Annotated in this window: 16 protein-coding genes and 1 tRNA gene; 5 read left to right on the top strand and 12 right to left on the bottom strand. The window is 69.2% G+C overall.

Features of this window, described 5'->3' with window-relative positions; genetic code table 11:
• Positions 1–26: 26 nt before the first annotated feature.
• Positions 27–102: transfer RNA gene (locus tag NR798_RS27955), tRNA-Thr, on the top strand.
• A gap of 63 nt (positions 103–165) precedes the next feature.
• Here the strand turns inward: NR798_RS27955 and NR798_RS27950 are convergent.
• Together NR798_RS27950 and NR798_RS27945 are read right to left on the bottom strand one after the other, a co-directional pair.
• The gene (locus NR798_RS27950; protein WP_375765559.1) at positions 166–567 is read right to left on the bottom strand and encodes a DoxX family protein; all 402 of its coding nucleotides are present in this window, start codon (positions 565–567) and stop codon (positions 166–168) included.
• Positions 568–629: 62 nt separating this feature from the next.
• The gene (locus tag NR798_RS27945; protein ID WP_375765558.1) at positions 630–1,250 is read right to left on the bottom strand and encodes a TetR/AcrR family transcriptional regulator; all 621 of its coding nucleotides are present in this window, start codon (positions 1,248–1,250) and stop codon (positions 630–632) included.
• An 85-nt stretch (positions 1,251–1,335) separates the two neighbouring features.
• On the opposite strand from NR798_RS27945, the gene NR798_RS27940 reads away from it, so the two are divergent.
• A complete protein-coding gene (locus tag NR798_RS27940) occupies positions 1,336–2,916 on the top strand; it encodes a flavin-containing monooxygenase (protein WP_375765557.1) in 1,581 nt (526 codons plus the stop codon).
• A gap of 9 nt (positions 2,917–2,925) precedes the next feature.
• On the opposite strand, the gene NR798_RS27935 is transcribed toward NR798_RS27940, so the two are convergent.
• From NR798_RS27935 to NR798_RS27905, 7 genes are all read right to left on the bottom strand, one after another.
• Entirely contained in the window at positions 2,926–3,990 is a 1,065-nt protein-coding gene (locus tag NR798_RS27935) for an SMP-30/gluconolactonase/LRE family protein (RefSeq protein ID WP_375765556.1), read from the bottom strand.
• Between the two features lie 96 nt (positions 3,991–4,086).
• Positions 4,087–4,452 (bottom strand): Rieske (2Fe-2S) protein, encoded by a 366-nt coding sequence (locus NR798_RS27930; protein WP_375765555.1) that lies wholly within the window; start codon positions 4,450–4,452, stop codon positions 4,087–4,089.
• Positions 4,449–5,462 (bottom strand): fumarylacetoacetate hydrolase family protein, encoded by a 1,014-nt coding sequence (locus tag NR798_RS27925; RefSeq protein ID WP_375765554.1) that lies wholly within the window; start codon positions 5,460–5,462, stop codon positions 4,449–4,451. The genes NR798_RS27930 and NR798_RS27925 overlap by 4 nt, the downstream gene beginning before the upstream one ends.
• Complete coding sequence (hmgA, locus tag NR798_RS27920; protein ID WP_375765553.1) at positions 5,459–6,772, bottom strand: homogentisate 1,2-dioxygenase; 1,314 nt, start codon at positions 6,770–6,772, stop codon at positions 5,459–5,461. Before hmgA ends, NR798_RS27925 begins: the two co-directional genes overlap by 4 nt.
• A 33-nt stretch (positions 6,773–6,805) precedes the next feature.
• Positions 6,806–7,879 (bottom strand): 4-hydroxyphenylpyruvate dioxygenase, encoded by a 1,074-nt coding sequence (gene hppD / locus NR798_RS27915; RefSeq protein ID WP_375765552.1) that lies wholly within the window; start codon positions 7,877–7,879, stop codon positions 6,806–6,808.
• A gap of 134 nt (positions 7,880–8,013) precedes the next feature.
• Positions 8,014–8,481 carry a MarR family winged helix-turn-helix transcriptional regulator gene (locus NR798_RS27910; RefSeq protein WP_375765551.1) on the bottom strand — a complete coding sequence of 156 codons (468 nt, stop codon included), beginning with the start codon at positions 8,479–8,481 and terminating at the stop codon, positions 8,014–8,016.
• A 26-nt stretch (positions 8,482–8,507) separates the two neighbouring features.
• Positions 8,508–9,023 carry an OmpA family protein gene (locus NR798_RS27905; protein ID WP_375765550.1) on the bottom strand — a complete coding sequence of 172 codons (516 nt, stop codon included), beginning with the start codon at positions 9,021–9,023 and terminating at the stop codon, positions 8,508–8,510.
• A gap of 321 nt (positions 9,024–9,344) precedes the next feature.
• On the opposite strand from NR798_RS27905, the gene NR798_RS27900 reads away from it, so the two are divergent.
• Genes NR798_RS27900 through NR798_RS27890 form a run of 3 tightly spaced genes read left to right on the top strand, consistent with a single transcriptional unit; the run spans position 9,345 to position 12,333 of the window.
• Complete coding sequence (locus NR798_RS27900) at positions 9,345–10,499, top strand: protoglobin domain-containing protein (protein ID WP_375765549.1); 1,155 nt, start codon at positions 9,345–9,347, stop codon at positions 10,497–10,499.
• 8 nt (positions 10,500–10,507) lie between these two features.
• Entirely contained in the window at positions 10,508–11,230 is a 723-nt protein-coding gene (locus NR798_RS27895; RefSeq protein WP_375765548.1) for a response regulator, read from the top strand.
• Positions 11,227–12,333 carry a sensor histidine kinase gene (locus NR798_RS27890; RefSeq protein WP_375765547.1) on the top strand — a complete coding sequence of 369 codons (1,107 nt, stop codon included), beginning with the start codon at positions 11,227–11,229 and terminating at the stop codon, positions 12,331–12,333. The genes NR798_RS27895 and NR798_RS27890 overlap by 4 nt, the downstream gene beginning before the upstream one ends.
• A gap of 25 nt (positions 12,334–12,358) precedes the next feature.
• Here the strand turns inward: NR798_RS27890 and NR798_RS27885 are convergent, their stop codons facing one another.
• The 3 genes from NR798_RS27885 to NR798_RS27875 form a co-directional block, all read right to left on the bottom strand.
• Positions 12,359–13,780, bottom strand: a complete 1,422-nt coding sequence (locus NR798_RS27885; protein WP_375765546.1) for a sigma-54-dependent transcriptional regulator — start codon at positions 13,778–13,780, stop codon at positions 12,359–12,361.
• Positions 13,781–13,857: 77 nt separating this feature from the next.
• On the bottom strand, positions 13,858–14,400 hold the full coding sequence (locus NR798_RS27880) for an OsmC family protein (protein WP_375765545.1): 543 nt from the start codon (positions 14,398–14,400) through the stop codon (positions 13,858–13,860).
• Between the two features lie 132 nt (positions 14,401–14,532).
• Entirely contained in the window at positions 14,533–15,873 is a 1,341-nt protein-coding gene (locus NR798_RS27875) for a universal stress protein (RefSeq protein WP_375765544.1), read from the bottom strand.
• Positions 15,874–15,882: the final 9 nt, after the last annotated feature.

Genomic DNA, 15,882 nt, shown 5'->3' with positions numbered 1-15,882 from the left:
GTGACGCCGAAAAGCGCTGTGGTTGTGCCGACATAGCTCAGTCGGTAGAGCAACTGATTCGTAATCAGTAGGTCTCCGGTTCAAATCCGGATGTCGGCTCCATGAACGGGCCGCCAGGTGAAAGCCTGGCGGCCCGTTCTCTTTTCCGGCTGCGCGCGACTGCTCCTAGCGCTTCGCGCCTCCGCGCACGGCGTCGACACTCCAGATGCCCGAGCCGTGCACGGAGATGTAGAAGAAGACGAAGCAGTAGAGCGCGGCGAGCTCGCCCTGGTTCACGATGGGGAGGATGTTGCCCTTGGCGGGAATCACGTGCCCCATGAAGAAGGCGACCGCCATGGTGCCGCTCGCGAGGAAGGCCGCGGGGGCGGCGAACAGCCCGATCATGATGAGCGCGCCGCACACGAGCTCGATGCCTCCGGCGACGTAGACGATGAGCGCGGGCGCCCCGGGAGGCACTCCGCCGAACAGGCCGAAGAGCTTCTGCATCCCGTGAAGCATGAACATGAACCCGCTCATGATCCGGAGCAGGGCATAGATGCGTTCGGCGTGGGGCTTCAGGAATCCCATGGCTGTCTCCTCTTCGCCCAATATCTTCACCACGGGCGTGAGATTCGAGCCGGTCCGCCAGGCTACGAGCCCCTGAGCACGAGGCACAGGCGCATGGCGGCCTCGACGACCTGGTGAATCGGTTGCGAGTAGCCGCTCGCGATCCAGCTCAAGGCGATGTGGATGACGCCTCCCACCACGCCCGCGCGCAGCAGCGGTGGGCTCGCCGCGCTGCCTTCCCCCCGAGGGGCGATCGTCCGTGCGAGCAGGCCGCCGAACTCCTGCAGGGATGCCTCGAGGGCCTCGTCCACCGTGGGGCTCACGCCCGAGATCTCGACGAGGAACACCCGCGCCGACTGGGGATGGCCCTTGAGCGCTTCGTAATACGCCGTGAGCATCGCGCGGGTCCGCTCGACAGGGCCGCCCGGCGTTTCGGTGACGGCCTTCTCCAGCTCGCCCAGCAGGAAGTCCATCACCGCCCGGAAGGAGGCGACGAGCAGCTCCTCGCTGTTGGAGAACGACTCGTAGAAGTAGCGCTCGGTCAGCCCGGCCGCCTCGCAGACGGCCTTCACCGTCGCGTTCCGGTAGCCCTGCTCGCCGTAGACCCGGACGGCCGCCAGCAGGAACTGCTCACGTCTCTGGGCTCGGCGCTCTTCCCCTGAGGAGCCGCGGTAGCGCCGGTTGGCGACGGACGAGGGAGGCATGTCACTTCTATTGACATGAACCGTTGTCAGATGCAATTTGACAATGTGCGCTGTCAATTACCTCGGTGCACGGGAGAGCGCAGCCATGACGGACCGGACAGCACACGTCGAACACGCCGCTGGCGGCTCGGCCGCGAAGACGGAGGCCCCGGAGCACTACGACGTGCTCATCGTCGGCGCGGGGCTGTCCGGCATCGGCGCGGCGTATCACCTGCAGGCCAACTGCCCGGGCAGGAGCTATGTGCTGCTCGAGGGGCGCGAGGCCATCGGCGGAACGTGGGATCTGTTCCGCTATCCCGGCATCCGCTCGGACTCGGACATGTACACGCTGGGCTATTCGTTCCGGCCGTGGACCAACCCGAAGGCGATCGCCGACGGACCCTCCATCCTCCGTTACGTGCGTGAGACGGCGAGCGAGTACGGAATCGATCGGCACATCCGCTTCCGCCACCACGTCAAGCGGGCCTCCTGGTCCTCCGCGGAGGCGCGCTGGACGGTCGAGGCCGAGCGCGGGCCCGAGAAGGAGCTGGTGCGCTTCACCTGCAACTTCCTGCTCATGTGCAGCGGGTACTACAACTACGCCGAGGGCCACCGGCCCGAGTTCCCCGGTGAGGCGCGCTTCCAGGGTACCCTGGTCCATCCGCAGTTCTGGCCGGAGAAGCTGGACTACGCGAACAAGCGCGTCGTGGTGATTGGCAGCGGCGCGACCGCCGTCACCCTCGTGCCCGAGATGGCCAAGACGGCCGCGCACGTCACCATGCTGCAGCGCTCGCCGACCTATGTCGTCTCACGGCCGGCCGAGGATCGTCTCGCCAATGGGTTGCGCCGCGTCCTGCCGGCGATGGCCGCCTACGGCATCACGCGGTGGAAGAACGTGCTGCTCAGCATGTTCTTCTACAAGCTGGCGCGGAAGCTGCCCGCGCGGGTGAAGAAGTTCCTCGTCGACCAGGTGCGCGCGCAGCTCGGTCCCGGCCACGACGTCGCGACCCACTTCACGCCGAGCTACAACCCGTGGGACCAGCGTGTCTGCCTCGTCCCTGACGCCGACCTGTTCGAGTCGCTCAAGCAGGGCCGCGCCTCGGTCGTCACCGATCACATCGAGACGTTCACGGAGAAGGGGATCAAGCTCGCCTCCGGGCAGGAGCTCGAGGCGGACATCATCGTGACCGCCACGGGCCTCAAGCTGCAGCTCCTGAGCGATGTCGCGTTCAGCATCGACGGCGAGCGGCGCGACCTGGCGAAGAGCCTCAGCTACAAGGGCATGATGTTCAGCGACGTGCCGAACCTCGCCTACTCGTTCGGCTACACCAACGCGTCGTGGACGCTGAAGGCGGACCTCACCTGCGAGTACGTCTGCCGGCTGCTCAACCACATGGCGCGGACCGGCGACACGACCTGCATGCCGCGCCGCGACCCCTCGGTCGAGGAACTGCCGCTGCTCGACTTCTCATCGGGTTACGTCCTGCGGGCGCTCGACGTGATGCCGAAGCAGGGCTCGAGGCGGCCGTGGCGGCTCTACCAGAACTACGCGCTCGATCTGTTCATGCTGCGCTTCGGCAAGGTCGACGATGGCACGATGGCGTTCTCCCGTGCGCCGCAGCCGGCGTTATCCGCGGGCTTCGAAGCACCCCGGGGAGAGGCGGCCAGGACGAGCGAGGCCGCCTGACGCTCCCGCTCAGGGCTGGAAGCGGTAGATGCCGTAGGGGCCGCGCTCGGCGGGTGGCAGGTGGATCTGCGTGGTGGTGACGTAGATCCACCCCTGGGGGCCCTCCGCGAAGCTGTCCGGCCAGAGCAGGCGGTCATCGCGGATGACCCGCTCGTAGGCGCCGCCGGGCACGTAGCGGTAGATGGAGCCATCCTCCAGCCCACCGAGCCACAGGCGCCCCTTGCTGTCGAAGAGGATGCCATCGGGAGCCACGATGGTGTGCGCCTTCTCCACCCGGCCCGCGAGGGCCTTGTCATCGAGACTCGTGTCGAGCAGCGCCTCGGTGGGCATGCGCCAGAGGGTGTGACCCGTGAGCGCGGACCAGTAGAGCGTCTGGCGATCCGGGCTGAGCGCGATCCCATCGGACTGGACCTGCCTGTCGAAGCGGCGGCCCATCACCATCAGGTGGTCGGCGTCGGCGTGGGTGGAGGGATGATCCTTCAGCACCTTGCGCGCGCTCCCGCTCTTCAGATCGAGGATCACCAGCCCCCCGGCCTGGGAGTCGGTGAGGTAGGCCACCTCGCGCACCGTGTCGACGCGGACGTCGTTGAGGTAGCTGTCACCCGAGGACACCTCGGGAGGGAAGGCGTAGCTGCGCACCAGCCGTCCACTGGAGATGTCGAACTGGTGGAGCCGGGGCGTCTCGATGACTCCCTTGAATTGGGGGTTGCCGGTGTCCACGACCCAGAGCCGGTCCTGGTCATCGATCACCACGCTCTGGACCGCGACGAAGTGGCTCTGTCCGCCCGTGCCCGGCTTCCACTCGTTCCAGGTGGCATCGGGCCAGGCGGAGACCTGCCCGTCCTTCAACTCGGCGACGGAGAGGGGGACGTCCTCGGACCAGCGGGGGAAATTGACGAAGATGCGGCCATTCTTCGAGACCGCGATTCCCGTCCACTGCCGCGGCGATTGGGCCACGAGCTCGAGGGCCGGAGCCTTGTCTCCCGTCGAGCGTTCAGTGGCTCCGGGAGCGGGAGCGTTTCGGACACAGGCCGCCGTCACGAGGGCGGCGACAGCCAGAAGAAGCGGACGCATGGAGAGGGCCTCCTGGGTGGAGATGGGGACCCTGCAACATGCAGGAGCGGAGGCGCCTTCGCTACTGCTTCATGGCGTGAAGTCCGGCCGGCGTTCTCAGGCGGTCTTCACCACGCCGTGCTCGACCGTGACGGGCCAGGGCGTCAGCCGCTGGCCAGCACACGGGCCGCCGACGCACACCCCATTGTCCAACTGGAAAAGCGCCCCATGCCAGGAGCAGGAGATCAGCCGGGCGTCGGGCGTCAGATAGCCGTCGAGCTTCTGCGCGAGCGGCAGCCCCTGATGCGGGCACCGGTCCACGTAGCCCCGGACAAGCTCGCCGGTACGCACCAGGAAGCCGTGGAAGAAGGCGTCGTCGATCTGCAGGACGAAGTTGCGCGCTCCAGGGTCCACGAGGGCGTCGAGCGTACAGAGCGCGACGCCCGCGGGAGTCTCGAAGACGCGCGTACGGCCCGCGGTCATCGGCGGGGAGCCGCGACGGTCTGCTCGATCGCGCCGAACAGGGAGCGGCCCGCCGCGTCCTGCATCTCGATGCGCACGCTGTCCCCGTGGCGGAGGAAGGGCGTCTTGGGCGCTCCAGCAAGGAGCGTCTCGACGGTTCGCACCTCGGCGATACAGGAGTAGCCGAGCCCACCATCCCGGATGGGCTTCCCGGGACCGCCATCCGCATCCCGGTTGGACACGGTGCCCGAGCCGATGATGGTGCCCGCGCAGAGGTCGCGCGTCTTCGCGGCGTGGGCCACCAGGGTGCCGAAGTCGAACGTCATGTCGACGCCCGCGTCCGCGCGCCCGAAGGGCTCTCCGTTCAACGACACGCGCAGCGCCCCGTGCAGCTTGCCCTCGCGCCATGCGCCGCCGAGCGCGTCGGGCGTGACGGCCACGGGCGAGAAGGAGGAGGCCGGCTTCGACTGGAAGAACCCGAACCCCTTGGCCAGCTCCCCGGGGATGAGGTTCCGCAGCGACACGTCGTTGACCAGCATGACGAGCCGGATGGCCTTCAGCGCCTCTTCGCGCGTGGCGCCCTGCCGCACGTCTCCGGTGATGACCGCGACCTCACCCTCGAGATCGCAACCCCAGCTCTCGTCCACGAGCGGGATGGGCTCACGCGGGGCGAGGAAGCCGTCCGAGCCGCCCTGGTACATGAGCGGATCCGTCCAGAAGCTCTCGGGCATCTCCGCCTTGCGCGCCTTGCGCACGAGCGCCACGTGGTTCACGTACGCCGAGCCGTCCGCCCACTGGTAGGCGCGGGGCAGGGGAGAGGCGCACTCCGTCTCGGAGAACGGTGCCTTCGGCCCGTCGCCCCGATTCAGTGCCGCCGCGAGGGCCCGCAGCGGCGCCTCGCAGCGCTCCCACTCGTCGAGTGCACGCTGCAGGGTGGGCGCGATCGCCGTGGCGTCCGCGCACCAGGCCAAGTCATCCGAGACGACGACCAGGCGGCCGTCGCGTCCCAACTTCAGTGAGGCAAGCTTCACCGCTTCGTCTCCGAGCCCGTCCCGGGCAGGCGTGCCTTCTGGAAGTTCGACCAGCAGGCGTCGTAGTCGCGCTGCAGGGCAGGGGTCTCCATGGCGAAGCGCGTCGGAGAGATGACCTGGCGCGTCTCGAACATGAACGCGAGCGTGTCGGCGATCTTGTGCGGCGCGAGGTTGGCCGCCACCGCGCGCTCGTAGGTCTCGCGGTCGGGACCGTGGCCGCTCATGCAGTTGTGCAGGGACGCGCCGCCCGGCGAGAAGCCCTCGGCCTTCGCGTCGTACGCGCCGTGCACAAGCCCCATGAACTCGCTCATGATGTTGCGGTGGAACCACGGCGGCCGGAAGGTGTTCTCGGCCACCATCCACCGCGGCGGGAAGATGACGAAGTCGCAGTTGGCGACCCCGGGGCTCTCGCTCGGCGAGGTGAGCACCGTGAAGATCGACGGATCCGGGTGATCGAAGCTCACCGTGCCGATCGTGTTGAAGCGCGACAGGTCGTACTTGTACGGCGCCAGGTTGCCGTGCCAGGCCACCACGTCCAGCGGCGAGTGGTCCAGCTCGGCGGCCCAGAGGCGGCCCTGGAACTTCTGCACGACGCGCATGGGGCGGTCCACGTCCTCGAATGCGGCCACCGGCGTGAGGAAGTCGCGCGGGTTGGCGAGTCCGTTCGAGCCGATGGGACCCAGGTCGGGGAGCCGGAACAGGGCGCCGTAGTTCTCGCAGATGTAGCCGGACGCCTCACCGTCGGGCAGCTCGGCGCGGAAGCGCACCCCGCGCGGCACGACGCCCACCTCGCCCGGCGCCAGCCCGAGCACGCCCATCTCGGTGACGAGCCGCAGCCGCCCCGCCTGCGGGACGATCAGCAGCTCACCGTCGGCGTTGGAGAAGACGGTGTCGGTCATCGACCGGTTGGCGACGTACTGGTGGATGCCCACGCCCGTGCCGTGTGACGGCGAGCCATTCCCACCGAAGGTCACCAGCCCCTCGATGAAGTCGGTCGGCTGGGCCGGACGCGGCAGCGGGCTCCAGCGCAGGCGGTTGGGCGTGGCTGGCACCTCGGCGAAGGGCCCGCTGCGCAGCAGACCCTCCGGGAGGGGACGGAAGGGCCCGTGGCTCGAGCTGGGACGCAGCCGGTAGAGCCAGCTGCGGCGGTTCTCGCGCCGTGGCGCGGTGAATGCCGTGCCCGACAGCTGCTCGGCATACAGCCCATAGGGCACACGCTGCGGAGAGTTCTGCCCCTCCGGAAGCGCGCCCGCAACGGCCTCGGTCGTGAACTCGTTGCCGAAGCCCGACATGTACCCGTCCATCGCCATGTGTCCTCCCCGGGGGTCCGCTCGAGCGGTTGGCTACTTCCTGGTCTCGACCTTGATGACGCCGCGCCGGATCTGATCCAGCTCGATGGACTCGAACAGCGCCTGGAAGTTGCCGTTGCCGAAACCCTCGTTCCCCTTGCGCTGGATGACCTCGAAGAAGATGGGGCCGAAGAGGTTCTCGGTGAAGATCTGCAGCAGGAAGCCCTCGGACTTGCTGCCGTCGATGAGGATGCGGTTGTGCTTCATCCGCGCCAGGTCCTCGCCGTGGCCCGGCACCCGCTTGTCCACCAGCTCGTAGTACGTCTCGATGGTGTCCTGGAAGATGACGCCGCGCTCGCGCAGCTTCTCCACCGTCGTGTAGATGTCCGGGGTGGTCAGCGCCAGGTGCTGGATGCCCTCGCCGTTGTACTGGCGAATGAACTCCTCGATCTGCGACTTCTCGTCCTGGCTCTCGTTGAGCGGGATGCGGATGGCCTGGTCCGGGGCGATCATCGCCTGGGAGAACAGGCCGGTCGCCTGGCCCTTGATGTCGAAGTACTTCTGCTCGGTGAACCCGAACACGCGGTTGTAGAAGCTCGACCAGGTGCGCATCTCGCCGCGGCGCACGTTGTGCGTGAGGTGATCGAGGATGTCGAGCCCGACGCTGTTCTTCTTCTCGGCCTCCTGGGCCCCCGGAATCTGGCGCCAGCCGTCATACAGCGAGCCCTTCGCCCCGTAGCGGTCCACGAGATAGAGCAGGCTGCCGCCAATGCCCTGGAGGACATAGCTGCCGGCATCCAGCGTGCCCGACGCGGGATCCGCAGGACGCGCGCCCCGCTCGATCGCCAGCTCGTACGCCTTCTTCGCGTCCGCCACCCGGAACGCCATGCCGTTGGCCGAGGGGCCATGCACCTTGCGGAACTCGGCCGCCTGCCCGGTGGGCTCGCGGTTCACGAGCAGGTTGATGCCGCCCTGCTTGTAGCGGACCACGTCCTTCGTCGGGTGCATCGCGTAGGCCGTGAAGCCCAGCCGCTCGATGAGATCGATCATCTTGCCGGGCTCCGGCGAGGTGAACTCGACGAACTCGAAACCATTCAACCCGAGGGTGTTCTCCGCCACGCCGCTCATGCGCTGATGTCCTCCGTCACTCACTGACCAGATAGTAACATCTGAAACAGTATCATCTGAAACTAAATCCGCAAGCGGGCAGCGGGGCGCCTGTTGAGAGGCGAATGGTCTGGACGCGGTGCGTCAGTGCCGCGTCAGCGACGGGAGAGCACGCGCTCGGCGGCCGTCTCCAGGCGGCGGAGCACATCCTGGAGCTCGGAGATCTCCTTCTCGCTGAGCCCCTCGAGGACCTCGGCCTCCAGCTCGAGCGCGGCGGGCACGACCCGGGCGTAGAGCTTCTGGCCCTCGGCCGTGAGCGAGAGGCGGAGCGAGCGGCCATCCTCGGCGTTCGTCACCCGGCGCAGCAGCTTGCGCCGCTCGAGTACCTGAGCGGCGCGGCTCACCGTCACCTTGTCCATCTTCGTGCGGCCGACGATCTCCTGCTGGGTGAGCTCGCCGTCCTGGGCCAGCACGGTGATGACGCGCCACTCGTGCATCTTGAGGCCGAAGTGCTCCTCGTAGGCCCGGGCAATGACCTGGCTCACCGCGTTGGAGGCCAGAGACAGCCGGTACGGCAGGAACTCATCGAGCTTGAGATGGGGAGAGCGCGCCACGGTCGTCACGGACTGTACACCACGTGCGCGCCGGCTCAGAGCCGGACTTGGATCTCGTAGCGCCGGTTCTTCGCCTTCTTGGCCGCCGTGTTGTCCGGCTTCACCAGGAGCTGCTCCGAGCCGCGGCCCACTGCGATGATCTCCCCGCGCGGCACGCCCCGGGCGACCAGCTCCTTGACGATGACCTCGGCGCGCTTCTCGCTGAGCTCCTTGTTCTTGGCCGCGTCGCCGCTCGAGTCGGTGTGCCCGGAGACCTCGAACTTGTAGTTCTTCACCCCGCCGGCATCGAGCTGCTTCTTCGCCTCGACGAGGGCGTTGGTGAGGTTCTGGAGCTTCTTGTCGCAGCCGGGCTCGAGCACGTCGGTGCCCGACTTGAAGCTGCACTGGTTCTTGCGGGTGTCCTCCATCAGCTTCGCATTCACCCGCTTCTCGATGGCGGCCTTGCCCGCGTCACCCGCCGACTTCTTGAGCTGGTCGAGCGGATTCTGGGCGGACGCGGCGGTGGGAATCGCGAGCAGGGACAGGGCAACGCACAGCGCCTTCAGCTTCATGGGGTTCTCCTCGTCAGGGCCGCGGCGTCAGGATGGCGGCCGCGCCCAGGCTGCCCGGGTGGGACACGGGGAGCCAGCTTTACGTGTGCAAAAGCTGCGCGCCGGCCCGTCATTCCGCACGGCTTGCGCTCCTCCGGACCGGCTCCCCAGGGGGGACCGTGGCGTGCTTCTTGCCTCGTGAGAGCCCTGGAGCCGGGCCCGTCGGCCTGGTTGCCCGGGGAGGGGCTGTGCCTCGTCCCCCGCAGGGTTGATTTCCATGCAGGGGAGGAGGGTTCAATCCGTGTTTCCCAAGTTCGGGCGCGCTAGAACGTTCACCTACGAATGGCCGAGACCTTGTTCGAGGAGTTGAAAAGATACGTCGGCTTCGGGGTGGAGGACGAGCAGGCGCTCCGTTCCCTGCACGAGTTGGCCCGGCATGAGTTCCCGGCCATCTCGGAGGTCTTCTACGACCGCATCCTGGAGCACGAAGGCGCGCGCAGCGCCCTGGCGGGCGAGAGCCAGGTGGGCCACCTCAAGGTGACACTGGTGGCCTGGATGGAGCAGTTGCTGCGCGGGCCCTGGGACGAGGACTACTACCTGCTGCGCTGCCGCATCGGCCGCATGCACGTGCGCATCGCGCTGCCCCAGCACTACATGTTCGGCGCGATGAACGTGCTGCGGCAGGAGCTCAACCGCATCATCGACGAGCGCTATGTCCAGCAGCCCGCGCTGCTGCGCTCCGCGCGGGTGGCGCTCGGGAAGATCCTCGATCTCGAGCTGGCCATCATGCTGCACACCTACCGCGAGGATCTGCTCACCCAGCAGGCGCGCAGCGAGCGGCTGTCCACCTTCGGCCAGCTCGTGGGCTCCATCGGGCACGAGCTGCGCAATCCCCTGGGCGTCATCGAGACGTCGCTCTTCATCCTCAAGGGCCGACCCCTGGCCACCGACGAGCGCGCCATCAAGCACCTGGACCGCATTGGCGAGCAGGTGACGCTGGCCAACCGGATCGTCACCGACCTGCTGGACATGATCCGCGACCGGCCGCTCAAGCGCGAGCCGCTGCGGCTCGACGAGGTGTGGAAGGACGCGCTCACCTCGGTGCACGGGCCCGCGGGCGTGTCCATCCACGCCGAGGGCCTGGAGGGCCTTCCCACGCTCGCGGGCGACCCCGGGCAGATGCGCCAGGTCTTCGTCAACCTGCTGGAGAACGCCGTGCAGGCCGTGGGCGAGACGGGCACGGTGTCACTGGTGGCCTCGGCGGGCCCGGACAAGGTGGAGCTGGTCCTGGAGGACTCGGGGCCCGGCGTCAGCGACACCATCCGGCGCCGGCTCTTCGAGCCGTTGATGACCACCAAGGCGCGGGGCATCGGCCTGGGGCTGCCGCTCGTCAAGCGCATCCTCGAGCGTCACGGCGGCTCCATCGCCTACGCTCCACGCGAGGGCGCCGGTGCGCGCTTCGTGCTCCTGCTCCCGACTTCCCCCTCCTCGACGTAGGCGACGCCATGAGGAAATACCTGCTGCTGGATGACAACCAGGCCTTCGCGGAGAACCTCGCGGAGATCCTCCGGGATGGAGGCGACGAGGCCACGGTGGTGACGGAGGGCGCGCGGGCCCTGGAGCTGGCGCGCTCCCAGTGCTTCGACGTGCTCCTCACCGACATGAAGATGCCCGGCATGAGCGGGGCCGCGGCGGTGCATCGGATCCGCCAGGTGGATCCGGGGCTCGCCGCCGTGGTCATCACCGCCTACCCGGGCGAGGACGACCTGGAGACGGCCCGGCGCGAGGGGCTGCTCGCGGTGCTGCCCAAGCCCGTCCCCATCCCCACGCTCGTGTCGCTGCTGTCCGAGGCGCGCCGGGATGGCCTGGTGGCGCTCGTCGAGGATGACCTGGCCCTCAGCGACAACCTCACCGAGGTGCTGCGCACGCGCGGCTTCTCGTGCGTCACCGCCCGCTCCGTGCTGGACACCGAGCAGCTGGGCTCGGTGCGGCCCTTCGCGGCGCTGGTGGACCTGCGGCTGCCGGGGGGCCCGGACGGGGAGGCGCTGCGCCGGCTGCGGGCTCGCTTCCCGGAGCTGCCGGTGTTCGTCATGACGGCCTACCCGGAGGTGCTTCCCAAGGAGGCCATGCCAGAGCACGCGGGCGTCTTCCCCAAACCCTTCGACACGGCCGCGCTGCTGGATGTGCTGGAGCGCGTCCACGGCTCGCGCCGGCAGGGGGCCGCATGAGCCTCTCCCTCTCCAAGCATCCCCGCGTGCTCGTCATCGATGACAACGCGGCCTTCCTCGACAACCTCCAGGAGCTGCTCGGTGACGCGGGCTACGAGGTCCACGGGGCGAGCAGCTGCCGCGAGGCCCGCGAGCGCGCCCGGGAGGGCTTCGACGTGGCGCTGGTGGACCTGCGGCTGCCGGACGGGGACGGGACGGCGCTCGCCCGCGAGCTGAAGGAGAAGGTGCCCGAGTCCGAGGTGGTGCTGCTCACCGGTTTCGCCACGCTGGAGACGGCCGTGGCGGCGGTGCGCGCGGGCGCCTGCGCCTACCTGATGAAGCCCTGCGCGCCCAACGAGCTGCTCCTCACGCTGGAGCAGGCCATGCGCCAGGTTCGCCTGCACGAGGAGAAGCGCGAGCTGGCGCGCCGGGCCCAGGTGACGGAGAAGCTCGCCGCGGTGGGCACCATGACGGCCGGGCTCTCGCATGAGATCCGCAACCCGCTCAACGCGGCGGCCCTGCAGCTGTCGGTGCTGGAGCGGCGGATCCGCCGGCTCTCCGAGGAGCAGCAACCCCATTTGCTGGAGCCGCTGCTGCTGGTGCGCGATGAGATCCGCCGGTTGGATCACATCCTCGAGGACTTCCTCCAGTTCGCGCGGCCGCGCGAGTTCCGCCCGGAGCCGGTGGAGGTGAAGCAGTTGTTGCGGCGCGTGGTGGATCTCCTGGGCGGCCAGGCGGAGACGCGCCGGGTGCGGCTGCTGCTGGAGGGCGATGGGGGCGAGTCGGTGCCGCCCGTGCTGGGCGAGGAGGAGCGGCTGCGCCAGGTGCTCATCAACCTGGCCATCAACGCGCTGGAGGCCACGCCGGCCGATGGGCTCGTCCGCGTCTCCGCGGTCCGCGAGGGCGACCGGGTGTCGATCACCGTCGACGACTCGGGGCCGGGCGTGCCCGCGGAGATCCGCGACCGGCTCTTCGAGCCCTTCTTCACCACCAAGGCCCAGGGGTCCGGCCTGGGCCTGTCCATCGTCCACGCCATCGTGACGCAGCACGGCGGCACGCTGGAGGTGGGCGACTCCCCGGAGGGTGGGGCGCGCTTCTTCCTGCGCCTGCCCCTGGCCCGTTGATCCGCCCGGCGGGCCGCCCGGCAGGCTACTCGGCGGCGGAGCCGGGCTCCGGATCCTCTTCGTCCGGGCTGGGGCCCACGGGCTTGCCGCTCGCGCTGGCGCCGTACTCCTTCAACCGGTACTGCACCTTGCGCACGCTGATGCCGAGGATCTCCGCGGCCCGCGTGGTGGAGCCCTGCACCATCTCCAACGTGCGGAGGATGGCCTCGCGCTCGATCTGCGCCAGCGTGGCCCCTGGAATCAGGGAGGAGGGGGAGGAGCCGCTGGGCCGAGGCCCCCGCAGCACGGGCGGCAGATCATCCGTGGTCAGCTCGTTGCCCGCGGCCAGCACCACCGCGCGCTCGATGGCGTTCTCCAGCTCGCGGATGTTGCCCGGCCAGTCGTACGCCAGCAGCGCCTGCAGCGTGCCCGGCGCCAGCCCCCGCACGTCCTTGCCATACGCGTCGCTGTACTTCTCCAGGAAGTGGCTCACCAGCGCGGGGATGTCGCTCTTGCGCTCGCGCATCGGCGGCAGCGTCACCGCCACCACGTTGAGCCGGTAGTACAGGTCCTCGCGGAACCGGCCCGCCTTCACCTCGGCCACCAGGTCGCGGTGGGTGGCCGCGACGATGCGCACGTCCACCTTCAACGACTGCGTGCCGCCCACGCGCTCGAACTCACGCTGTTGCAGCACGCGCAGCAGCTTCACCTGCACCGACGGGGAGATCTCCCCGATCTCATCCAGGAAGAGGGTGCCGCCGTCGGCCAGCTCGAAGCGGCCCTCCTTGCGGGCCACCGCGCCGGTGAAGGCACCCTTCTCGTGGCCGAACAGCTCGCTCTCCAGCAGGCTCTCGGAGAGCGCGGCGCAGTGCACCTTGACGAAGGGCTTGTCGCGCCGCTGCGACTCCTGGTGGATGGCCTGGGCGATCAGCTCCTTGCCCGTGCCGGACTCGCCGAGGATGAGCACCGTGGCGCGGGTGGACGCCGCCCGCCTCACCACGTCGTAGATGGCCTGGAGCTGGGGCGCCTCGCCGATGATGTTGTGGAAGCGCGTGCGCTGGCGCACCTGCTCGCGCAGGTTCTCCGCCTCGCGCGTGAGGGCCCGCTTCTCCAGCGCCTTGCTCAACACCACCAGCACGGCGTTGGCGTCCAGCGGCTTGACCAGGTAGTTCTCGGCGCCGGCGCGCATGGCCTCCACCGCCGTCTCCACGCTGGCGAAGGCCGTCATCACGATGAACGTGGCATCCGAGCCCTGCTCCCGGGCCTTCTGCAGGAAGGTGAGCCCGTCCATCTTCGGCATGCGCACATCCGTCAGCACGACGGCGGGCGAGAAGTCCGACAGGCGGGCGAGCCCTTCCTCTCCATTGGAGGCCTCGGTGACCTCGTAGCCCTCCTCGCCGAGGATGGTGGCGATGGCGCGGCGGGCATTGGCCTCGTCGTCGACGACCAGGATGCGTTGAGCGGACATGGTGTGGACCGTAACAAGCAAGCGCCCCCCGAGGGGCGGATTCCTACACGGTGTGCAACCATGCCCCGCACGTCACGTCAAGGTTCATAACCGGAGGCCCGGCCTCCCTCCCGCCACCGCCAGGTCTGCCGGTGGCGGCGATCCTCCTCGAGCGCCGCCGCGTGGTGCTCGTCCCAGGTGTCGATGATGGGCTCGATCCGGGGGGTGAGCCTCAGCATGGAGCTGGGGAAACACCGCTCCGGGAGCGCCTCGAAGATGCCCCGGGCGAGCGCCGCCTCCCGTTCACTCCGGACGGCTACGTGGGGGCGGACGATCAGGTCCGTGTAGTGGGGAAGCCCGTCCGGGCCGTCCACCCGGCGGGCCACGGCGGAGCTTTGGTAGAAAAGAACCTCCACACCCAGGGCACGCGCCTGCTCCAGGAAGGCCAGGAGCGTTCGCCCCTCCACGGCCCCGATCAGCAGGGTCTCGGGGTTCCACTGCCCCTCGTTCCAGTTCCCCGCCATGTCGCCGGGCTCCCCCCCCAGCGGAATGGCGGAGGCACGATCTCCCGAGAGCAGCGCGCCACATCGCCGTTGCCATTGGAGCCGCGTCTCGAACTCGGTGATGGCCACGTAGGTCACATCTCACCTCCGGGTGTCGTTCGCCCGGGAGGAAACCTTCAAGGTGCGTGCCGGAGTTTCACGGCCGTGACAAGGCAAGCACCTTCCCGAACATGGGGGCGGGAGCCTGGGTGCCCGCCTGCTGCCGCCTGTTCACTCGGGCCGGACGAGCAACACCGGCCGGGTGCTGCCCTGGAGCACCTCCTGGGCCACCGAGCCGAGCAGCGCCTTGGACAGCCCCGAGCGCCCATGGGTGGCCAGGCAGATGACGTCGCAGCTCAACCGCTCGGCCGCCTGGCTGATGGCCTCGGAGACCTTCCGGCCGTGGACCACCTCCACCCGCGTGGAGATGCCGCGCACGGCCGCCTCGGGAGGGGCGAGGCCCCGCAGCACCTCGGCGATGCGATCCTGCTCGGGCGTGTGGACCGGGGAGCCCTGGGGCGAGACGTATTGCGCGTAGAGCGGGGGCACGCCGCCCACCGGCTCCAGCACATGCAGCAGGTAGACGGCGCCGCCAGCCGGAACGATCGAATAGGCGTGGCGGATGGCGCTGATGCCCACCTCGGAGAGATCCGTGGGGGCCAGCACCCGGCGCACCTCGGGGATGGTGATGGAGGACGCCGCGCTGGCCGGCACGCAGAGCACGGAGACGGGCGCGTCGTGGACGATGCGCTGCGACACCGAGCCGTACCACCACTTGCTCGCCCCGGTGCGCTGGTGGGTGCCCACCACGATGAGATCCGCCTCCTCCTTGCGCGCCAGCGCCACCAGCGATTCGGCGGGCCGGCTCAGGCCGGGATCCAGGTGCACCCAGACGGCGCCGGTGCCGGGCATGTCGCCCAGGCGGGCCGTCAGGTCGCGCCGCAGCGCCTCCTCCACCTCGGGCGTCACCTCGGACTCGGGGGAGAGGGGGACGCCGTAGCGCACGTGGGCATCCGCGCCCCAGTAGTGGTGGGCGGCGACCACCTCGCAATTGCCGAGCATGCGCAGCTTGCGCACCCAGGCCACCGCGGCGTCGGAGGGCGGAGAGAAGTCCAGGCCCAGCAGGACGCGCAGGCTGCGCTCCCCGCGGGCCCAGGCCGCCAGCGGATCCGCCGAGCGGAGGACCAGCACCGGACAGCGGGCCGCCTGCACCACCCGCTCCGCCACGTTGCCGATGCGCCAGCGCGGTGCCCGCTGCCCATGGTGGGACAGGATGATGAGCGAGGCATGGACGACGGCCGCGTGCTCGACGAGGACCTCGTCGGGGGCGCCCTCCAGCAGGTGGACCTCCACCCGCAGCTCCCCGGTGCGCAGCTCGGCGGCCTGGGCCTCCAGGCGGGAGTGCAGCTCGCGGCGCAGGTTCTCATCGCTCGCGGTGGTGCGCCCGGTGCTGCCGTACTCGGTGATGTGCACCAGGTGGAGCACCTCGCCGGTCTTGCCGGCGAGCACCGCCGCCGCCCGGGCCGAGGCCATCGCCCGCTCCGAGAAATCCGTTCCGAAGACGATCGACATGGTGCTCCC

Origin of the sequence: Archangium gephyra (assembly GCF_042230915.1) — a bacterium.
GTDB classification, from domain to species: Bacteria; Myxococcota; Myxococcia; order Myxococcales; family Myxococcaceae; genus Archangium; species Archangium gephyra_B.
Note: the sequence above shows the minus strand (reverse complement) of the source record. Positions and strands in the feature narration are given on the sequence as shown.